Here is a 20,891-nt window from a genome sequence, read left to right as displayed (position 1 = left end):
TATGTCCGGCGATAGTCTTATCCGCCCGTTGCCGGCGCAGATGCGTCTGTGGCAGGGGCTTTGATGGCTTCGATTGCCGATTCAACCCAGGGCAGCACAAAGGCGGTGATCTTGGGCTGGGCCTTTTCGTTCGGGTGCAGCCCATCGGCCTGCATCAACTCGGGGAAAGGCGCTATCTCTGTCATAAAGAAGGGCATCAGGGTGACGTTGGGCTGTTTGGCCAGGTCACTGTAAACGGCGCTGAAGGCGTTGGCATATCTGGGGCCGTAGTTTGGCGGTACCATGACTTCGGAAAGCAGCACCTTGGCGCCGGATTGATGAGCCAGCGCAATGATTTTTGTAAGATTGTTTTTCAGCTCTGTTGGCGGAAAGCCTCTCAGACCATCATTGCCGCCAAGCTCCACCAACAGCAGCGAGGGTTTTACCGACTTCAGCAACTGAGGCAATCTTCTGAGGCCACCGGCCGTGGTTTCGCCGCTGACAGAGGCATTAACAATGTTATGCTCGGGTAAGGCTTGTCTCAGCCCTTCGACCCAACCCTGTTTCTCGGCCATGCCGTAACTGGCTCCCAGGCTGTCCCCCAGGATCAGTACATCAGCGGCCTTGACGGGCAGCGCAGAGAACAAGAATATGACTGGTATCAATGCCAGCGGACGCAAGCATAAGGAAGCAATTTTGAAGAACAGTGCCATTAAGGTTTCCCATCTCGTAAAAACTGTCACTACCCAGGAAGGTGACCTGACTATCCTGAGTGGCATCAATTTGGATGTCAAGCCGGGCCAGAGTGTGGCCATTCTTGGGCCATCAGGCTCAGGTAAATCAACTCTGCTGGGCCTGCTGGCGGCATTGGATACCCCCTCGTCCGGTGAGATTTGGCTCGATGGCAGTGCCCTGGCCGGGCTTAATGAAGAGCAGAAAGCGGCGCTGCGTAAGCAGAAGGTCAGCTTCATTTTTCAGTCTTTTATGTTGGTTGATACCCTCAACGCCCTGGAAAATGTCATGCTGCCGGCTGAACTTGCGGGTATCAAGGATGCCAGAGAGCGAGCCAAAGCCATGCTGGAGCGAGTTGGCCTCGGGCACAGGCTCAATCATTACCCGAAACAGCTTTCCGGCGGTGAGCAGCAGCGGGTGGCTATCGCCAGAGCCTTTATCAGCGAACCCAAGGTGCTGTTTGCCGATGAACCCACGGGCAACCTGGATAAACACAACGCCGACAAGGTTGCCGACATGCTGTTTGAGCTCAATCGCGAGAGTTCGACCACCTTGATTCTGGTGACCCACGATATGCAATTGGCCAGTCGCTGTGAGCGCCAGTTAGAGATGCACGAAGGGCGATTGTATGAACAGGGGCAGCAAACCCCGCCGGAAGAGGTCGGTTTGCATGAGGCCAAGACAGAGAGCCAGGTGCTGGCGGCATCGGTAACGGCAGAGGAGGGGCGCTGATGGAATGGACGCTGGCATGGCGCCTGTTTCGCCGCGAACTCAAGCAAGGGCAGTTGGTATTGATTGTGCTGGCCTTGACCCTGGCGGTGTTGTCTGTCACCGGTCTGGCCCGGGTCAGTGAGAGATTGCAGCTCGCCATCAATGGCCAGGCGGCCAAGTTTATTGCCGCCGACCGAATCATTAATTCACCCGTCCCCATAGATGCAGGCATACTGCAGCAGGCCAACGCGTTAGGGCTGAAGCAATCACAGAGTTTGCAGTTTAACTCTATGGTTTACAGCGGTGATGCCTTTCAGTTGGTCACTGTCAGGGCAGTTGATAATGCCTATCCGCTCAAGGGCAAAATTGTCTTGCGTCAAGGAGAAACCAGTACCTTGCCGCAGCCAGGTGAACTGTGGTTTGAAATGCGTCTTGGGGGCCTGCTGGGGTATCCCAAGAGTGTTGAGCTGGGTAACGCCCAGATGGCGCTGGCCAAGGAGATAGACAGGCTGCCCGATGCCGGTTTCAATCCATTTGCTTCTTCCCCCTTGGTGTTGATGCGCCTTGATGATGTGGCGGCAACCGGGGTCATTCAACCCGGCAGCCGGGTGACATATCTTTATCAGTTTGTCGGGGACAGCCAGGCGCTGAGCCGTTTTGAAGAATACGCCAAGCCACTGCTGACCAGCAGCCAACGTTGGGTTGATGTACAATCCGGCGATTCGCCGATTGCCGGGGCGGTGCAGCGGGCAGAGCGATTCTTGCTGCTGGCAAGCTTGCTGGGGATAGCCCTTGCCTGCGCCGCCATCGGCATTGCCGCCCAGCGTTATTGCCAGCGTCACTATGATGTGGTTGCCATGCTGAAAACCTTTGGCGCCAGTGCAAGACAAATCCGTTTATTGTTCGGTCTGCACCTGCTGCTGGTGACCTTTCTTGGAGTGATCTTGGGGATCTTCGGTGGCCTGGTGCTGGATTATCTCATCAGCCGAGCCTTGCCTGCGGAAATTGCCGCCTATTCTCCGCCTATGCTCAGACCGCTTCTCTTGGGGTTGGCTACAGGGTTTATCAGCGCCTTTATGTTCAGTGCCTATCCGCTGATGCGGCTGCTGGCTATTCCGCCGCTCAGGGTGTTGCAACGCCAGCTAGAAGGAATACGTCTGGGCATGTGGTTGCATCTGCTGCTGAGTTTGGCGGCCATGGGATTACTCGGCTGGCTCTACTCGCGCTCTTTGCCTTTGACCCTGACCGTGGTGGCCAGCGTGGTGTTGCTCGGGGTGCTGCTCAGCCTGATGGGTTTTTTGTTAATCCGCCTGGGGCAGAGTGTTGGCATGCGCACGACCAACCCCTTGTCGCTCGCACTGGCGGGCCTTCGGCGCCGTGCCAGACAAAACGCTGTACAACTGGTGGGCTTTTCCAGCGCCTTGGTGTTATTGCTGACCATAATGGCGTTGCGTCAGGACTTGCTCAGCGAATGGCAGAAGCAGTTGCCTGAGGATGCGCCGAACTATTTCCTGGTTAACATAGCCCCGGACGAAGTAGAGCCGCTGGCGGACTTTATGGCTCAGCGCCAGATTGCTGCCACAGATATCTATCCTGTCATCCGTGGTCGGCTCAGCGCTATCAATGGTGAGGAGGTGATCACTGCCGAAGAGCAGGAACAGGGGCAGAGAGGGCGTCTTGGGATTTCAAGGGAACTGAATCTCACCTGGCGAAATACCTTGCCGCCCAACAATGAGATCCTTGAGGGCCATTTTAATCGGCGAACCGATGACGTGTCGGTGGAGTCCGGGGTGGCCGAGCGCTTGGGAATTACTGTCGGAGACAGCCTGAGTTTTGTTATCGATAACCAAACGCTGACTGTCAAAGTGGCCAGTATTCGTTCTGTGCAGTGGGAAACTCTGCAACCCAACTTCTTTATGATTTTCAGTCAGGAAGCCTTGGCCCCCTTTGCTTATACCTCCATGGCCAGTTTTCATCTGGATGATGGCCAAAAGGCTGTTGTGCTTGAGCTTATCCGTAATTTCCCCACTGTCTCCATCATAGATGTGGGGGCCATGGTGGCTCAGCTCAAAGAGATAGTCGCCCAGGTATCTTTGGCACTGACGCTGGTGTTGGTGCTGGTGGTATTGGCCAGTGCCCTGGTGATGATAGCGCAGACCGAAGCCGGCATGGCCAGTCGCCAACGAGAACTGGCGGTTCTACGCACCTTTGGTGCGCCGGGAAGCTTGCTTAAGCTTGCCACGGCGTTGGAGTTTGCACTGCTAGGTGCCGTGGCGGGCATTCTGGCGGTCATAGTGGCGGAGTTTGCGCTCTGGCTTTTGAAAACTCAGGTGTTTGAACTCAGAGTCAGCCCTCACTGGCAATGGTGGCTGTTGGCTCCCCTCAGTGGCGCCTTGTTGGTGGCACTGCTTGGCCTGTGGCGTTGTCGCAGTCTGCTGCAAAAGTCCTGTGGTGAGCTGTTAAGGCTGGAGTAGCGCCAGGGGATTGGTTGTCAGGCTATTTTTGTCGAACCATTTTTTGCCAGGCTCGGGTGGCGAATTACTGACCTTTTGCTGTTATTTTGAGCGCTGCTGGGGTAGTATTCAGGCTTTCTTTTGGACAGTGAAGGGATGCGCTGCAACAAGTGAGGTGAGGCAAGTTGACACTGATACTGGCAGGCGCTTTGGCTTTGGCGGGGACTCTGGGCGTCTCCGCTTACACTCTGGGACATTCAGCCTTCAAGGCGGGGATGGGGGTTAAACGTTGGGTGGCTGCCGGGTTGTTGCTGGGACCCGCTGCCATGTTGTTATTTAATGCACATAGGCAATTAGCGTACCGCAAAACCACTCGGTCCGGCGATAGCAAGCATTCCTTCTAGAATCCTCTATTGATTCCAAATCACAGCAAAAGGGAGCATAAATGCTCCCTTGTTTTTTCGCTGTTTCATCAGTTCCACCAACCTCTGGCAGGAACCACTTCCAGGTGGCACAGACCCTCCGGCAGTTTCACCCGTTTACGCTCTGGTTTGGTCAGACCCAATAACTTCTTGATTGATATGATCATATTGGAACCCCTTACGCAATGCTCTCAACAGAGTTAACGACTTTAATATGTGGCACTGCTGCGACTTGAGTCTCCAGCACCTTGATGTGTGGCACAGCAGCAATTTGAGTATCCAGCACCTTGATGTGTGGCACAGCAGCAATCTGAGTATCCAGCACCTTGATGTGCGGTACTGCGGCAACTTGAGTATTCAGCACCTTGATGTGCGGTACTGCGGCAACTTGAGTATTCAGCACCTTGATGTGTGGTACAGCGGCAATTTGAGTATTCAGCACCTTGATGTGTGGTACTGCGGCAATTTGAGAATCCAGCACCTTGATATGTGGTACAGCAGCAATTTGAGTCTCCAACACTTTGATGTGTGGCACAGCAGCAATCTGAGTATCCAGCACCTTGATGTGCGGTACTGCGGCGACCTGAGTATCTAGCACCTTGATATGTGGCACTGCAGCGACTTGGGTGTCCAGTACTTTAATGTGAGGGACGGCGGCAAAAGCCAGTGAACTGGTAACAACGGCGGCGGTAACTAGTATTGATTTAATCATTATTTTATCTCTCTCAGGGTAGTGGTAACAGTCAGCGGTTAACTTCTTGACGCTGAGAGAGATAAAGCAGGAGTTATGCCAAAGTGTTATTTCAGTTTTAAATTGGTTTTATTTTGGCTTTTTATCGGTTCATATGCGGTTTAAATTTGGTTTTTAAATTGTATTTTTCTTTCCTGTAAATGCGGGCAGATTTTGTTTCAGATACTCGGAAAACTCAGCTTCCGGTACGGCTTTGCTGTAAATAAACCCTTGTATTTCTTCACAGTTTAACGCTTTTAAAATACTGAGTTGTGATGAGTCTTCCACGCCTTCTCCCACAACGGAAAGCCCCATATTGTGGGCTATGGTGATGATGGAATCGACCATCTTTAGGTCTCTGTCAGACTTATCGATATCGTCGACAAAGGCTTTATCTATTTTCAAGCTGTGAATGGGGAATCGTTTCAGATAGGACAGAGATGAATAGCCGGTACCAAAGTCATCGAGTGCCAGACAGACTCCCATTTTAGCCAGTTGTTGCATGACTTTAATGGCTTTTTCCGGATGCTTGATAACAGTCCCTTCGGTGATTTCCAGTTCCAGATTAGCCGGTGGCAGGCGGGTCAGACGTAAAATTGACGCGATTCTTTGCTGCAGATCGGGAAGCGCGAATTGTCGCGACGACAAATTGACAGCCACACGGCCATCAAACAATCCCTGCTCACGCCACTGTTGGGCAGCAAAGCAGGCTTTTCGCATAACAAGGTCACCTATTTCAACAATCAGGCCGTTTTCCTCTGCCAGCGGAATAAAGTCATTGGGTGGGATCAATCCGTGTTGAGGATGATTCAAGCGAACCAAGGCTTCCATACCCGACACCAAACCGCTACGCAGGTTGATTTTTGGCTGGTAATAGACTTCAAACAGATCGTCTTTTAGGCCTTCTCGGATGAGATTTTCTACCTCCAACTGCCGGATTGCATTGCGGTTCAATGATTCTGAGTAGAACTGATAGCGGTTACCACCGGCAGACTTGGCATGGTACATGGCAATATCGGCCTTTCTCAGCAGCGCTTGCTCATTTTGCTCGTCTTCTGGATAAAGCACTATGCCTATGCTGACGCCGACAACCAGCTGTTCGCCTACCAGTTCAAAGGCTTGACCGAATGCGTCTATGACGCGGCTGGCTATCACTGCACTGGAACCTATATCGGGATTCTTGTCTACCAAAATGGCAAACTCATCACCACCGAGGCGATAAAGGTTGGTGTGTCCGGGTATAGATTGCTGCAGCCTTTCTGCGACCAGGATCAAAAGCTCGTCACCTATTTGGTGACCAAGAGAGTCATTGATCTTTTTGAAATTATCCAGGTCAAGGACCATCAGAGTGTGGTGATGATCTTTTTTCACCAGGTTGCCTAGGGTGACTTGCAGGTTGGAGCGGTTGGGAAGACCGGTCAGGAGATCATTATTGGTGAGTTTGCGCAGCTCTTCTTCCTGCTGTTTACGACGGGAGATATCGGAAAACACCCCAACATAATGGGTCAGGATCCCTTGCTCATCGTAAATCGCATCTATGGTGAGTTCCATCAAGAACTCTGAACCGTCGCCCTTAATGGCTTCTATATCGTTGCTCCAGCGACCGTACTGCTGCAATAACTGTTTTATTTGTTGATTGTAATTGTCAGGATAACGGCTGAACTGCAGCGTTGTGCCGAGCAACTGGTTGCGGCTGTGTTGGGTTAGTTCACAGCAGGCTTCGTTAACCTCAACATAATGGAAATCGGCATCCAGAATAAACATGCCTTCCGAGATATTCTCTATCGCCCGCTCGAACAGGCGCAGCTGCTCTTCTGCTGTCTTGAAACTGTTGATGTTTTTGATGGTTCCCGTCATACGAAGGGCATTGTCATGCTCATCCCGCTCAACAATTTTGGCCCTGTCGAGGATCCACAGCCACTCACCACTCTTGCTTTTGACTCTGTAGGTTGCTTCGAAATGATCTGTTTCACCGTAAAAATGTTTATTGAGTGCTTCTCTTACCCGCTCTCTATCTTGAGGGTGTATATTGCTCTCTTCACCATGGTGGCCGGAGCGCTGGCCGTCGCGGGGAAACTCGAGAGAACCCCAGATATTAGAGCGGTATATCTGCCCCGTTTCTATATCCCAGTCCCACATCTCATCACCGCTACCCCAGAGGGAGAGCTTTAGACGCTCCTCACTCAAGGCTATTTGACGCTGGATCTCTCTCTTGCGCAGCACGGCTTTGGTGATAGCCGTCAGTATCAGCAGTATCGCCAATACATAGAGAGTTTTGGCAAGCGTGGAGAGCCACCAAGGAGGGGTTATTTCAATTTGCAGTGTTCTGGTGATGCCTTGTTGCTGAGTCAAAGGATTAATCGCATAAACATGAAAGCTATAGGTACCAGGAGATAAGTTGGTGTAGGTTGCTGAGTTCGTTCCTTTCGATGAAATCCAGTCATCAGAAAGTCCCTCCATGCTATACATGAATTCGATATTATCTATATCGCTGCTAGGCGCACTGAATTTTAGAGTGAAAGGGTAGTCTGAATGCTTTAATACGACTTTTTCTGTATGTTGAATAGACTTATCCAGTACACCGTCACCAACACTCTCTTCTATGTTGAATATGAGTAGGGAGTCAATGGTTGGAATGATTCTTTCTTGAGAGTTTATATAATCAGATAGCTCGCTTATATCTAGTATGCTTACGCCAGAATTACCCCCAAATAGTAATTTGTTGTTAATTATAACGCCACTTTGAGAGTTGTATTCCAACTGAGCGCCATAACTCGAATTGATTACAAACTCTTGGTTGTCTTTAAACACTACAACTTCTTTTATTGATGATGCGGCAATTAATTCATCTGTTGCGACAATTGAGAATATGGATTTATTGTTGGAGTAAAATAATGAAGTGTTTTTTCCATCATATCTAAGTATGTTTTTAGGCGTGCCAAAATAAACGCTATTCTTGTTTGCTGACAAGCAGAAAACCATATCATGAGAATAAATATTATTGATACCACTACTGTCTTTTTTATACAAGCCACCTTGTGTTGCAATGTATAACTCATTGTTATGGCTGATCATATCAAAAACTGGGAATTGAGTGTCTACAGTAAAACTTTCTATCTCGGTTAGATTTTCTGCATCTAAAGATATTATCTGACCATCAACAGTGCCAATTAAAAACTGATCTTTTATTCTTTTCACAACGGATACAGGAGTAGCCATAATCTTTCTAATAGATATAGTATCTTTAGACAGTTGGAATAACCCGTCACTATTTCCAATCAAGAATCTATTATTGTCACTCAGTACTGACTTTGGACCAGTAAATTTACTATCAAAACTTTCACCTTTAACAAGGTCACTGTTTAATATTCGTATTTTATCACTTTGATCTGCAATAACGACATGATCGCTACTGTCTAAGCTTAATGACCAAGTCGGTTTGTTGGTTATGTCAAGCTTTTTTAACAGGTTTTTACTACTCTTCAAATAAACGAACCCTTCATTTATATTTGAAAGTAAGATTCCATTTTTAACTTTTTTTTTATATGGACTTTTAAGAGAGTACTTTTTTGATGATACTCTTCCGATATAAGAGCTTGAATTATCTTTGTTCAGCTTAAAAATACTGTTGCCATAGGTATAGTAAAGGTGCTCACTGTCACCACCTAAAGAGTCGTATGTACCAGGAATGGAATTTACTCTATTCCCATCAATAAACTCAATGACTTCATCTTTTTTTGCTGCATACAGGGAATCAGAAATTTTCTCAATGTTTTCAATATTTAGGCTGATAGTTTTATTGTTGTGTAATAACTCACCCGAGTAAGTGAGAATATATTCACTATTTTTTATTAAGATACCGGATTTAATATTTTTTACAGACGTTGAGCTCTTGTGGATGGGATCTTTTTCTAGTTCATTGAAAATATAGGTGTTTTTTGGTGTTGTGATAAAGAGTTTGTCATCACTTTCATCTATGCTTAGTACCGATTCTGAAAAGTTCACACCAATAAATCTTTCCGTTTCCGGATCGTATTTTGATAGTCCAGAATCTGTTCCAACAATGAGTGCTTGGTACTTTCTTGAATAGATTAAAGAGCGGATGAATGAGCTTTTCAATCCAGAACCATCGTTGGAAAAAAACTGTTTGAAGGACCTTCCATCAAACCTGTTTAACCCATTTACTGTACCAACCCAGATGTAGCCATCCGGATCTTCAGCAATTGATGTAACAGTGCTTTGTGATAACCCTTCGGGGACGCTGTAAACATCGGCTTTCAGTTGGATTGGGATGGCTGAGGCAGGAAGTGATGATACCAAAGTGAATAAAACAGCAAGCACCAGCGAAAAGGAGAGTGTGAGACCGTGCAGTGATTTAGGCATAAATTTAGTAAATTTTATAATGAGTGATGCCAGTACCGTTGAATGATAACTCTTTCAGAAAGTAGCTTGATTGTCAAAATTAAACCTTTCTATCACATACGTTTATCTCATTTCTGCCCCAGATATGTGGTGATAAATCGAGCTGTGCCATCCACTTAAAAGCATGCTGTGCTGTTATTGAATATAATACCTTTTGATTATAACTGCTGCAGCCCTTTGTCTTGGAACAATCTTCGATACCAATTGGAATGGAGAAAAATTCCTCGTTTGAGCAAGGGCAGTCCAGGGATTAAAGGTTAAACTGCTCAGCCTGTTGCTTGAAGGCGCGTAAATCTGTGATCAAGGAACCGGCTTGCAGACGTTCCAGATGTCTGTGTTGTTCTCCTGTGCTGAACAGCACCAGACGATCGCTGTGTTTGGTGCGCATTTTATCCATCATAAACTTGATCAGGCCGGCCCGGGTTTGGCGCTTGATTTCTGCTACCACCAGCTCACGCTGATTAAAGTGATAATCCTTATTGCCTATGCTGACCCAATAACGTTGGCCGCGGGTCTTGAGGTTGGCGTCATGTTCCATGACTTGGTTGATCAGTCCCTGCTTGGTGCTTTCCCACTGCTCATTGGTTATCTGCATCACGGCGTAGTTAAAGTCGGCGATAAACTCATCTATGGCTTCCAGTAATTGCAGTGGCCCGGCGGTCGGTGACTGTACATAGAAGATCATCCCCGGGTGGCGGTTTAGCGGCAGATAGCCTGTGCCCACCATATAACCGAGTTGTCTTTGGGTTCGCAGCTCGTGGAAGAAAGTCGACGACATGGTGTGATTCAGCAGGCTGAACAACGCCATTTTCTCCGGAGTGGCAAACACGGATTGGTAATAGACTATGATGGCGCTGTCCGGGTGAGCTATGTTCAGCTCCCTGAGTACGGTTCCTTTCCCCTGAAGGTTGACCAACTCTCTTGCAGATTCACGGCTGGGCTTGGAAACCAGAGACAGAATATGGCTGAGTCGTTTTCCCAGAGACTGGGCTTCCTGTTCCAGCCAGTCACCGTAGACCAGGCCTTCCAGATAGATTTTTTCATAGAAGGCGCTCACATGGTCATGCAGATCGTCCAGGGTGATATCTTCCAACAGCTCAGCCATCCGCAGTGGTTCATAACTGCGTTTTTGCAAGGTTACCGTCAAGCTGGTGAACAGCTGGGAGATGGGTTTGGCCTGGGCATGGTTATACCAACTGCGTAGTAACTGGCGTTTGATAAGGTTGAACCTCTCCTGGGTAAAACTGCGCTCCCGGGCTTTGTCTATCAGCAGCGCCAACAGGGTTTCCTGGTTGCCGGTAAAACCGGTTAAATGCAGGGTCAGCCCGCCCTGATGGGGGTAGATGTTGTAGCTGAGGCCGGCTACTTCCGCCTGATAGGTATGTTCGGTCAGATGATCGAGCAGCATCTCCACATACAGCCGGGTCAAGGCGGCATGTCTCGGCGTGGGGCTGGCCTGATCCGAATCGAGCGAGAGATAAAGATGCCCCTTGGGGACATTGAACTCATCATCTTTCTTGTGCCAGATACGGTAACCGGCACCTTCGGCGACAATCACCGGCTCAGGATGCCGGCTGGGTTCGCCTCGGGCTATGGCGTCTTCTACGATGAAAGGGTTAGGCCTTGGCAGCTCCATCCCGGTTTCAGCCTCGGCGCAGCGCCACAGTGCCAGCCTGGCTTCTTCTATGGGTTTAATTTGATAGGGGGTGTGATACCAGGCCGCTTGTTGCTCGGTATCCAGATCCTGGGCCACCAGTTGCAGGCGCATATTATCCGGGGTCATCAGGCTCATCAGTGCTCTGGCTTCAGCGACATCCAGGCCATCCATGCGATAGTCGCCATAGACGGTATCTTCAACCTGATAATGTTGCATATTGATGCTGAGGTGACTGGCCAGATCCAGGGCTTTTATCTGTTCCTGGTAGCGAAATGCCAGTTTGAGCAGATTGGCTCTTTCCTGATAGCGCCAGTCTTCCAGCCCAGTATCGGCAATGAGTTTGATATAACCGAAGCAAGCAGCAACCACCTTGTCGGTTTGGTTCAAACCTCTGTCGGTCAGCTGAATGCTGATGCTGTATTCCTTGAAGTTGTAGCCGTTGATGCCGCCACCGGCGGAAAGCCCGTTGATAAGACCGGCTTCCTTGAGTTTGGAAAACAGGCTGCCGTGGCTCTCACTCCCAAGTAGGTGACTGATGAAGGTCAGTGGCTTACTGCGATAGAAGCGATCGATAGCGGGCAGGGCAAAGCTCAGGGTCAGGCGTTTTTGCTCTTTAAGCGGCACTATATGGATCTGCTTTTGCAGTTGCTCACTGGAGAACAGTGGCAGTTCGGGATAGGTTTTTTGCAGATCATGATTTTCTATTGCCGAAAAATAGCGTCTGGCATACTGCTCGAGCTCATCGATTGCCATGGGAGCCACCAGACACAGGGTCATCAGATTGGCGCTGTAATGGCTCTTGTAGAAGGCAAGCAGTTCTTCCCTGAGCTGTTGCTCGTCTCCGCCCAGGGTTTGCAGGTTACCGACGGAAAACTTGCTGAAAGGGTGCGCCGGGTTGACCGTCTCTTTCAATACTTGATAGATACGGCGGATATCATCTTTCTGCTTGAGACTGAACTCAGATTCTATGGCGTGTCTTTCTCTGTCCACCAACTCCTGATTGAACAAAGGTGCAATAAAGAACTGGCTGAATCTGTCCAGTGCCTCGGCAAATACCAGGGGATCTATGGCAAAGAAGAAGTTGGTGTGCTCTGTGCCCGTCCAGGCATTATTGCTGCCGCCATGTTGGTTGATAAAGCTGTGATAACCTCCTGCCTCGGGAAATTTGGCTGTACCCAGGAACAACATGTGTTCGAGAAAATGTGCCATCCCGGGGCGGGATTGAGGATCATCGAAGTGGCCGACATTGACCGCCATGGATGCGGCGGCCTGGGCAGAATGCATATCTTGCACCAGCAACACCCGCAGGCCGTTGGTCAGAGTCAGATGACGATAGCTGCGGTGGTCATTGGGGCTGGAAATGACAGACTGGCAAGTGCTCAAGGGATAACTCCCGTATAGACAGATTGTTATATATTGATAGCCTTATGCTTTTTTGGCAAATATCTCTTGGATTTTTCGACTAAAGATTGAGAGCTGTGCGGTTTGTTGCCGCGCTATAAACGGCTACAATTGACATAGAACCATAAGAACTTTTTCTGTAGTGAGTGATGTATGCAGCTTTTTCTAATGCGCCATGGTGAGGCCAGTTTCGAAGCACCCTCGGATCGGGAGCGAATGCTGACTGATGCCGGACGCCTCCATACGACACAGATGAGCAACTGGCTGAATGATTCAGTCTCTGCCTTTGATCTGGTGTTGGTAAGCCCCTACCTCAGAGCGCAGCAGACCTGGCAAGAACTGGGAAAGCACTTTCCTGAACCGCGTAAATGGATGGTATTGGATGAATTGGTACCATCTGCTGACCCTGAAATGGCTGCCAGCCTGGTGAAGGCATACGCGGAACAGTTCAAGGCTGACAAGGTGTTGGTGATAGCCCACATGCCACTATTGGGTTATATGGTCAGTGAATTGGTGGCCGGCATTGAGCCGCCGTTATTTGCGACCTCGTCAGTGGCACTTATTGATGTACATGGTCAGCAGGCAAGCGTGATGTGGCAGCAAGGGCCGCACAATATCGCCTAGTGCTTTCCCCAGGTTTAAAGCCGCCTTTAGTGCTGCAACTAACCTGAAATCATGCGCCTTATGTGATTAAAAGATGAATCTTAAAGCGCCAGCTAAACAAGGAACCCGGCCATGGCCGGGTTCCTTGCATTTATCGCGCTAAGTCTTTAAAAGGGGGCAGCTCTACTGTGGCTAGCGTCTGTGGGGATGTTCACCGATATCTATCAGTACCAACAGCGCCGCATCGCCGCCCCATTCTTTGGGGGCCTGGTGAAAGGCTTTGACCTTGGGGTGCTGCGCCAGCCACATGGGTAACTGCTGTTTGAGAATGCCGGTGCCGTAGCCGTGCATGACACTACAGCAAGGGCTGTGTTCACGGATACAGGCCTGGATCAAGGCTGCCAGTTCCAGCTTGGCTTCGGTTTGGCGGTAACCATGCAGATCCAAAAGAAAGTCAGGCACATAATCGCCTCTACGCAGACGTTTGACTTCCATGGCGTCCACATCGTTCCGACACCAACGCATAGGGCCGTTAACTGGCAATAATGGCTGGTAAACGTCTGAAAAATAACTGTCCGCCTGTATCTGAACTTCTTTTTCAGCCAGTTGCTTCTTGGTTTTGCTCGGCGGGCGGAAATGGCGTTTATCCTGGTCGAGCGGGGTGATCCCGGATACCAGTGCCTGAAATTCCGCCAGGCCTTCTTTGTCGTTTTCTTCGTTCATTAGGCTATTTTATTGAATCCTGTTTCTTCTGAACAGACTTCAGTTACAATGGGGGCGGAATAAGAATAAAGCCGGAGTCAGATTTTGGATAAGATCTTTGTGGATGAAGCCGTCACCGAATTGCGGACGGTAGGCGACATGTTGCGCTGGGCCGTCAGCCGTTTCAATGACGCCAATGTTTATTATGGCCATGGTACAGATAACGCGTGGGACGAAGCGGTTTCCCTGGTATTTCATGCCCTGCATCTGCCCGATGACATTGGTCAGCAGGTGATCCACGCCAATCTCACCAGCAGCGAAAAACACAAGATAGTTGAGCTTATCATCCGCCGGGTACGCGAGCGCTTGCCCGTACCTTATCTGACCAACACCGCCCGTTTTGCCGGGCTGGACTTCTATGTGGACGAAAGGGTGCTTGTGCCTAGATCACCCATTGCCGAGATGATCCAAAACGGATTCGGTCCCTGGCTCTACAACAAGCCGGTAAGACGGATCCTCGATCTCTGCACTGGCAGCGGTTGCATCGCTATCGCCTGTGCCTATCAGTTTGAAGAGGCTGAGGTCGATGCGCTGGATATCAGCGAGGATGCACTGGAAGTGGCGCAGATAAACGTTGAGTCGCTCGGCGTGATGGACAGGGTGTTTCCCATGCAGTCCAACCTTTTCAGCGCAGTGCCACGAGCGCCGCAGTACGATCTGATTGTGTCCAACCCCCCTTATGTTGATGCCGAAGATATTGCCGATATGCCGGATGAGTATCGCCATGAGCCGGAAATTGGTTTGGCGTCCGGACGCGACGGCCTGGATATCACCAAACGCATTCTGGCCAACGCCGCCGATTACCTCACAGATGACGGTATTCTGGTGGTTGAAGTGGGTAACTCCATGGTGCACCTGATTGAGCAGTTCCCCGATGTGCCTTTCACCTGGGTCAGCTTTGAACATGGTGGTGATGGGGTGTTTGTGCTGACCAAAGATCAGCTAGTTGAAAATCAATCACTGTTCGCCATTTTTAAAGACAGTGAATAATAAAGCGGCCCATTAGCCAATGGGCCAGTAAAGGCGAGGTTCGGATGGCCGAACCTCAGCGCTCGGTCATTTTATCTCCAGGGGGAAATTAAGCGGATGTCGGGAAACAGCATAGGTCAGAACTTTGTCGTCACCACTTTTGGTGAAAGCCATGGGCTTGCACTCGGCTGCATTATCGATGGCTGCCCGCCAGGGCTTGAGCTGACCGAAGCCGATATGCAGCAGGATCTCGACCGTCGCCGTCCGGGTACTTCCCGCTATACTACAGCCAGGCGCGAGCCGGATCAGGTGCGTATTCTCTCCGGCGTGTTTGAGGGCAAGACCACAGGCACCTCCATCGGTCTGTTGATTGAAAATACCGATCAGCGCAGCCAGGACTACTCCAATATCAAAGATCTGTTCCGTCCCGGGCATGCCGACTATACCTATCAGCAAAAATATGGACTGCGCGATTATCGCGGCGGTGGCCGTTCCTCGGCGCGGGAAACTGCCATGCGGGTGGCGGCAGGGGCCGTGGCGAAGAAATACCTTAAGGCGGTACACGGCATTGAGATCCAGGGTTATCTCTCCCAGCTTGGGCCTATTTGCGCTGACACTCTGGATATGGCTCAGGTAGAACAGAACCCCTTTTTCTTCCCCGATGCCTCCAAGCTGGAAGCGCTGGATGACTATATGCGCGAGCTGAAAAAGTCCGGTGATTCCATCGGTGCCAAGGTCAGTGTGGTGGCCACCAATGTGCCGGTCGGCCTTGGCGAGCCGGTATTTGACCGTCTCGATGCCGATATTGCCCATGCGCTGATGGGGATTAATGCGGTCAAGGGCGTTGAAATCGGTGATGGCTTTGCCGTTGTTAACCAAAAGGGCTCAGAGCACAGAGATCTGATGTCGCCAGCCGGGTTTGACAGCAACCATGCCGGCGGCGTGCTCGGGGGTATCTCTTCCGGGCAACCCATAGTGGCCCATATGGCGCTCAAACCCACTTCCAGTATCAGCGTGCCAGGCAAGAGCATGACAGTGCAGGGCACAGAGGCCGAAGTGGTGACCAAGGGGCGGCATGACCCCTGTGTCGGGATCCGCGCCGTGCCCATTGCCGAAGCCATGTTGGCGATAGTCTTGATGGATCACTTGCTGCGTCATCGGGCCCAAAACCAGGATGTCAGCAGCCTTACACCTGTACTTGGAATGCGATAAATGCGCGGACTGTTTCCCGCAGGGGGACAGCTCGCCTGGCTTTCTGCCTGCTATTTCTTCTTCTTTGGCATACTCGGTGTCATGGTGCCCTATCTGGGGGTATTTTTTGACAACCGTGGTTTCGACGCCGCCGAAATAGGCTTCCTGCTGGCCATACTTATGGCAACCCGCATAGTCGCGCCCAATGTCTGGGCGCTGGTGGCGGATCGCACCGGCATGCGCTCTGAGCTTATCAAGCTCGGCGCCTTCGCCGCCGCCTTGACCTATCTGAGTTTCTTTTATCATGGTGGCTTTCTCTATCTGGCGCTGAGTCTGGCCCTCTATACCTTCTTCTGGAATGCGATTCTGGCGCAGCTTGAGGTGATCACCCTGGAAACCCTGGGGGCTGAAGCCAACAAGTATGGCCTCATTCGCAGTTTCGGCAGTGTCGGCTATATCGTGCTGGTGGTGGGCACAGGCTGGGCCATCAAGGAATTTGGCCCCGAGGTGCTGCTTTATGTGGGGCTGAGTCTGTTTCTTGGGTTACTGGGCAGTGCCTTACCCTTGCCTTCGAATCGGGCTTCGGCGGGGGCCGTGCAGAATAAGCCGGCACTCAAACTCGGGCGGCCGCTGCTGTGGTTTTTACTGTCTGCCATGTTGCTTCAAGCCAGCGCCGGGCCTTTCTACGGCTTTTTCGTGCTTTATCTCAAGCAGGTGGGTTACACAGAGGCCAGCGCCGGTATTTTTGTGGCTCTCGGGGCAATGGCGGAAATCTTCATGTTTATGATAGCGCCCAGGTTGCTCGGTCGCTATGGGGTCAAGACGCTGCTGCTGGTGAGCATAGGCATGACGGCACTGCGTTGGCTTCTGGTGGCTTTTGGCGCCGAAAGCATGTTGCTTTTGGGGCTCAGCCAACTGCTGCATGCCTTTACCTTCGGTTTGACCCATGCGGCATCCATCCAGTTTGTTCACCGTAATTTTGATATCAGCCACCGAAGCAAGGGCCAGGCACTTTACGCCAGTTTGAGCTTTGGCGTCGGCGGCGCTTTGGGCACCTGGATCTGCGGCCTGATTTGGGGCGATGGCAGCGGCGCCTTCTGGTGTTGGGTGTTTGCCGCTGCGTGCGCCTTGCTGTCCATGTTGGCCGTGCTGGCTATTCCGGGTAGCGACTCCAGGCGTCAATCACAGAGTGACCCCATTGACGCCTGATGATTTCTTACAAGAGCAGAGCATCATTTGCCGGAGAGAGTTATGAGTAAAATGTTTCGACTGGGCCTTATCATTAATCCGCTGGCCGGGCTTGGGGGCAGTGTCGCCCTCAAGGGCAGCGACGGTGTGGCAAAAGAGGCGCTGAGCCTGGGCGCCACCCCCAAGGCCGGGCTGCGAATGGAGCAGGCCTTGGCTGTGATAACGCCTTTTGCCGAGCGCCTGCAAATTTATACCGCCTCGGGTAACATGGGCGCCGACCTGGCGCAAAAGCTGGGTTTCCGCACAAAGGTGTGTTATCAGGCGGCAACGGATACCAGTCGCAGTGATACCCAGGCTGCCACCAAGGCCTTGATGGCGCAGGAGCTGGACTTGCTGCTGTTTGCCGGCGGCGATGGCACGGCAAGGGATATCTATGGGGTTGTCGGTGAGCACTTCCCTGTACTCGGTGTACCGGCCGGGGTCAAAATTCATTCGGGTGTTTACGGCATTACTCCCCATGCATCCGGGCTGGTATTGAAGCAACTGCTGGAAGGCGCCCTGGTGAGTCTGATGAGCGCCGATGTGATGGACATAGACGAAGAGGCCTTCCGCCAAGGCACTGTCAGGGCGCGGCGTTATGGTGAAATGACAGTGCCTGCCGAGCCGCGATATATCCAGGCGGTGAAGATGGGCGGCCGCGAGGTGGATGAACTGGTGCTGGCGGATATTGCCGCCGAGGTGGTCGGCGATATGGAAGATGAGCTCTATATCATGGGCTCCGGCAGTACAGTGGCGGCCGTGATGGAGGAGCTGGGGCTCGATAACACCCTGCTCGGGGTGGATCTGGTGCAGGACAAGACCCTGCTGGCCTCGGATCTTAATGCGGCGCAGTTATTGAGTGCCACTGAAAATCAAAAGGTTAAGTTGGTCATTACCCTGATAGGTGGCCAAGGGCACATTCTTGGCCGTGGCAATCAGCAGTTGTCGCCCGAGCTTATCAGGCGCATTGGCAAGGAAAATATCATCATCCTTGCCACCAAAAGCAAACTAAAAGCACTTGAAGGCAGGCCGCTTATCGTGGATAGTGGCGACCAGAAATTGGATAGCGAACTTAGTGGCTATTATCGAATTGTGACAGGTTATCGGGATTACGTGATGTATCAGGTGGCCAACCCAGACTTAGCGGAGTAGAGCATGTTAGAGAAGTACGAACAGGCATTGGAGCAGTGGATTGGCGAGATAGTGGCCGGCGGTGATGATGATGCCCTGTTTGCCAGCGGTTACCTGCAGGGGCATTTTGCCGTGGTGCTGGCCGAGCTGGAAAACGAGTCAGAGCAAGGGCCGGATGCCTTGAATGAGCGGATGCAGCAATGCCTGAAACTGGCAGCCAAAGAGCTTGAAGATGCCGATTACCGTCTGGTGGATAACGCCTGGTCAGAACTGAAACAGCGGATCGCCGCCTGAGTCTGGTTTGAGCAAGAAAAAGCCCCGTTCGGGGCTTTTTTGTGTTTGAAATGATAGCGAATGCAGAGAGTTTACAGCGCCTTGCCCTTGATGAGCTTTCGCATCCACATCCGGTTGGGGTTGAGGCGCTGCAGCAGTGTACTTCCAACAGGCAAAGGCTGATGGCAAAGTTCTGATGCCAGAATTTCCGCCGCCAAGGGGCCGGTACTGAGGCCGCGGGAACCCAAACCACCAAGAACATATAGACCCGGATGCACAGGCGCCTGCGTCTGTTGCCAGTAGCGGGCACTCTCGGGAGTGTGCTGATGTTGCTGATAGCCCTGGATTAGTGCCTCGACATCCGGCGCTTGTCCCAACATGGGGAAGTGATCCCGGGTGACCATACGCACACCCACTCTGGCACCTTGCCCCATCACCAGCCCCTGGTGCCAGTCGGCATCCGGATAACTCATGGCGATTTTTTGCAGGTTTTCTCTCTGCTCGACTGCGCTGTAGGCCAATTGCTCGGGATCTTTAACATAACTGGCTCCCAGGCAATGAATACCCTCCCAGGCCGGGGTGAGATAGCCCTTGGCGCAGAGTACAGTCTTAAGCGCTCCCAAACCGCCTTGGGTTGCCACTTCACTGACCTGGCCGCGAAAGGGGGAGGCGGGCAGGGCCGAAGTTTGTGGCAGCGCCGTCAGCGAAGCGCCGCTTGCCAGCACCAGTTTTTTGAATGGTCCAAAGCGGCGACCATCAGCTGCACTCAGCCACCAGTGGCTACCTTCTCTTGAAATCTCGCTGATATAGGTTCGGGGTTGAAAGTCACAGTAAGTCGAGTAGACGGCGTATTGGATGGCGGCCTGACACAGGGCTCTGGGACAGACCCAGCCACCCAGAGGGTAAAAAAGACCATCTTCTTTTATATCCAATCCCGCAAGCTCTGTCGCCTCAGTGCTGTCGACCCGGCGCAGAATATCCGAGTGCCAGTTTTGGCCCTCGGCAATCTTATTCAGACGGGCGCGACTTCGCTTATCAAAACCTGTATGCAACACACCGCAAAAGTCATGGGCGATATCGAAACCGGCGGCAGCCAGCGCGGTTATCCGCCGCCGACTAAAGAGAAAACCTTGTTGGAACAGGGTGTTGAGCTCGGATGTTTCCGGAGTCAACAGCGGGTAGAGCGCGCCCTGACGGTTGCCGCTGGCACTTTCACCCGCGTTTTCCTCGCTGCAAAATACCTGGCTGGCTTGTTTACGCTCGGCCAGCGACAACGCCAACTGACTGCCGGCCACACCGGCGCCGATAATGGCAACACTGTCATCGGCTGCAAGCGCCGGCTCCCGATAGAGTGGCCAGGGCGCCAGCCGGGCACTGCTTTGGTGCCGCAAGGCAAGGCGCTCAGCCTTGGCGATAGGCTCGAGCTCAGTTTGGTGAGTCAAAAGCAGCGATGCCGGGCTGCTAAAATCCGCAGCATTGAGGCCGCTATTGACCATTAAGGGCGCAAATCTTTCTTTTCTTTCCGGTAAGCACAGCAGGGCGGCGCTGTCTTTGGCCAGGCGAGCCATCTGCCATGCCGCTGCCTCAGAGGGCAAGGACTCGGCAAGCCACAGCCAGTTGTCTATCCAACCTTGATGGCTTAAACCTGGCAGCTCTTTGAGCAGCACAGCGTCGAATTCAAGATAGAGATCCAGTCTCAGCCTGCCGCCATCGAGCACAAAGCGCTGGCAGCCTTGGAGCGCCATGGGTTTTCCTGCCTGCAGCTCGGCGAGCAAACTCATTACTGCAGTCGTTTGACTCTCGGCGGATGTCGTATTTTCAGCCTTCTGCCATAATTGCAGTTTGTTTTTCAGAAGCTCGAGCGACTCGGCCTGAGCGTTTTTATCGGCAGCGAACAGCAAAAGTTGTAACACAAGCTTGGGATAATCCTGCCTCAGTTGGCTCCAGAGTTGTATCAGCGGCAACAGGGTTTCGCCGCCTACCGCCGCCAGACAGATTTGCCGTCCAAGGGGCTTGTCATCGAGCCGGGTTTGTTGGTAGGGCGCAAGAGTTGTCGCCGGGGCTTGTGTTGTTTCTGCAGATGTGGGATTTTGGCTGCAAGTTTGCGTATTTTCACTGCCGGATGGCCGAAGTTGTTCCTGTTTCACGGGCAATCTTTTACTCTGGAGGCCTTGTTCGGCATTATTTTACCCAAGTTTACGGAAAGCTGACCACTTAAATGCTGTAAA

At 51.6% G+C, this 20,891-nt stretch carries 14 protein-coding genes; 8 read left to right on the top strand and 6 right to left on the bottom strand.

Features of this window, described 5'->3' with window-relative positions; translation table 11 throughout:
* Positions 1-17 precede the first annotated feature (17 nt).
* Positions 18-692 (bottom strand): arylesterase, encoded by a 675-nt coding sequence (locus HCX89_RS01080; protein WP_044735765.1) that lies wholly within the window; start codon positions 690-692, stop codon positions 18-20.
* Between HCX89_RS01080 and HCX89_RS01075 the strand changes: the two genes are divergently transcribed.
* Positions 631-1,443, top strand: coding sequence for an ABC transporter ATP-binding protein (locus HCX89_RS01075; RefSeq protein WP_167714752.1), 813 nt, complete (start codon positions 631-633; stop codon positions 1,441-1,443). The two genes, HCX89_RS01080 and HCX89_RS01075, sit on opposite strands and share 62 nt — an antisense overlap.
* Positions 1,443-3,896 carry an ABC transporter permease gene (locus tag HCX89_RS01070; protein ID WP_167714750.1) on the top strand — a complete coding sequence of 818 codons (2,454 nt, stop codon included), beginning with the start codon at positions 1,443-1,445 and terminating at the stop codon, positions 3,894-3,896. Before HCX89_RS01075 ends, HCX89_RS01070 begins: the two co-directional genes overlap by 1 nt.
* A 579-nt stretch (positions 3,897-4,475) precedes the next feature.
* On the opposite strand, the gene HCX89_RS01065 is transcribed toward HCX89_RS01070, so the two are convergent.
* From HCX89_RS01065 to HCX89_RS01055, 3 genes are all read right to left on the bottom strand, one after another.
* Positions 4,476-5,009 carry a hypothetical protein gene (locus HCX89_RS01065; RefSeq protein WP_144191575.1) on the bottom strand — a complete coding sequence of 178 codons (534 nt, stop codon included), beginning with the start codon at positions 5,007-5,009 and terminating at the stop codon, positions 4,476-4,478.
* 153 nt (positions 5,010-5,162) lie between these two features.
* Entirely contained in the window at positions 5,163-9,410 is a 4,248-nt protein-coding gene (locus HCX89_RS01060) for an EAL domain-containing protein (RefSeq protein ID WP_167714748.1), read from the bottom strand.
* Positions 9,411-9,699: 289 nt separating this feature from the next.
* Positions 9,700-12,489, bottom strand: coding sequence for an insulinase family protein (locus tag HCX89_RS01055; RefSeq protein WP_144217169.1), 2,790 nt, complete (start codon positions 12,487-12,489; stop codon positions 9,700-9,702).
* A 171-nt stretch (positions 12,490-12,660) separates the two neighbouring features.
* Here HCX89_RS01055 and sixA point away from each other — a divergent pair, with 171 nt between their 5' ends.
* Positions 12,661-13,131, top strand: a complete 471-nt coding sequence (gene sixA / locus HCX89_RS01050) for a phosphohistidine phosphatase SixA (protein ID WP_025010454.1) — start codon at positions 12,661-12,663, stop codon at positions 13,129-13,131.
* 171 nt (positions 13,132-13,302) lie between these two features.
* Here the strand turns inward: sixA and smrB are convergent, their stop codons facing one another.
* Entirely contained in the window at positions 13,303-13,833 is a 531-nt protein-coding gene (smrB, locus tag HCX89_RS01045; RefSeq protein ID WP_107004651.1) for an endonuclease SmrB, read from the bottom strand.
* An 84-nt stretch (positions 13,834-13,917) separates the two neighbouring features.
* Here smrB and prmB point away from each other — a divergent pair, with 84 nt between their 5' ends.
* The 5 genes from prmB (at position 13,918) to HCX89_RS01020 (ending at position 18,684) form a co-directional block, all read left to right on the top strand.
* Positions 13,918-14,862: a 50S ribosomal protein L3 N(5)-glutamine methyltransferase gene (gene prmB, locus HCX89_RS01040; RefSeq protein ID WP_054743814.1), complete on the top strand. Its 945-nt coding sequence runs from the start codon at positions 13,918-13,920 to the stop codon at positions 14,860-14,862.
* Positions 14,863-14,958: 96 nt separating this feature from the next.
* Entirely contained in the window at positions 14,959-16,053 is a 1,095-nt protein-coding gene (gene aroC, locus HCX89_RS01035; protein ID WP_025010457.1) for a chorismate synthase, read from the top strand.
* Positions 16,054-17,241 (top strand): MFS transporter, encoded by a 1,188-nt coding sequence (locus tag HCX89_RS01030; protein ID WP_101059307.1) that lies wholly within the window; start codon positions 16,054-16,056, stop codon positions 17,239-17,241.
* Positions 17,242-17,283: 42 nt separating this feature from the next.
* Positions 17,284-18,411 carry an ATP-NAD kinase family protein gene (locus HCX89_RS01025; RefSeq protein ID WP_025889035.1) on the top strand — a complete coding sequence of 376 codons (1,128 nt, stop codon included), beginning with the start codon at positions 17,284-17,286 and terminating at the stop codon, positions 18,409-18,411.
* 3 nt (positions 18,412-18,414) lie between these two features.
* On the top strand, positions 18,415-18,684 hold the full coding sequence (locus tag HCX89_RS01020; RefSeq protein WP_025010460.1) for a YfcL family protein: 270 nt from the start codon (positions 18,415-18,417) through the stop codon (positions 18,682-18,684).
* Between the two features lie 71 nt (positions 18,685-18,755).
* Here the strand turns inward: HCX89_RS01020 and mnmC are convergent, their stop codons facing one another.
* Positions 18,756-20,810 (bottom strand): FAD-dependent 5-carboxymethylaminomethyl-2-thiouridine(34) oxidoreductase MnmC, encoded by a 2,055-nt coding sequence (mnmC, locus tag HCX89_RS01015; RefSeq protein ID WP_167714745.1) that lies wholly within the window; start codon positions 20,808-20,810, stop codon positions 18,756-18,758.
* Positions 20,811-20,891 lie beyond the last annotated feature (81 nt).

The sequence above is a fragment of the Shewanella sp. Iso12 genome, from assembly GCF_012030025.1.
Taxonomy (GTDB): Bacteria; Pseudomonadota; Gammaproteobacteria; order Enterobacterales; family Shewanellaceae; genus Shewanella; species Shewanella algae.
Note: the sequence above shows the minus strand (reverse complement) of the source record. Positions and strands in the feature narration are given on the sequence as shown.

Bases quoted from the DNA above. Each gene is read 5' to 3' on its own strand.
- HCX89_RS01075 (WP_167714752.1), top strand. From the start codon at position 631: ATGACTGGTATCAATGCCAGCGGACGCAAGCATAAGGAAGCAATTTTG.
- HCX89_RS01080 (WP_044735765.1), bottom strand. From the start codon at position 692: ATGGCACTGTTCTTCAAAATTGCTTCCTTATGCTTGCGTCCGCTGGCA.
- HCX89_RS01070 (WP_167714750.1), top strand. From the start codon at position 1,443: ATGGAATGGACGCTGGCATGGCGCCTGTTTCGCCGCGAACTCAAGCAA.
- HCX89_RS01065 (WP_144191575.1), bottom strand. From the start codon at position 5,009: ATGATTAAATCAATACTAGTTACCGCCGCCGTTGTTACCAGTTCACTG.
- HCX89_RS01060 (WP_167714748.1), bottom strand. From the start codon at position 9,410: ATGCCTAAATCACTGCACGGTCTCACACTCTCCTTTTCGCTGGTGCTT.
- sixA (WP_025010454.1), top strand. From the start codon at position 12,661: ATGCAGCTTTTTCTAATGCGCCATGGTGAGGCCAGTTTCGAAGCACCC.
- smrB (WP_107004651.1), bottom strand. From the start codon at position 13,833: ATGAACGAAGAAAACGACAAAGAAGGCCTGGCGGAATTTCAGGCACTG.
- aroC (WP_025010457.1), top strand. From the start codon at position 14,959: ATGTCGGGAAACAGCATAGGTCAGAACTTTGTCGTCACCACTTTTGGT.
- HCX89_RS01030 (WP_101059307.1), top strand. From the start codon at position 16,054: ATGCGCGGACTGTTTCCCGCAGGGGGACAGCTCGCCTGGCTTTCTGCC.
- HCX89_RS01025 (WP_025889035.1), top strand. From the start codon at position 17,284: ATGAGTAAAATGTTTCGACTGGGCCTTATCATTAATCCGCTGGCCGGG.
- HCX89_RS01020 (WP_025010460.1), top strand. From the start codon at position 18,415: ATGTTAGAGAAGTACGAACAGGCATTGGAGCAGTGGATTGGCGAGATA.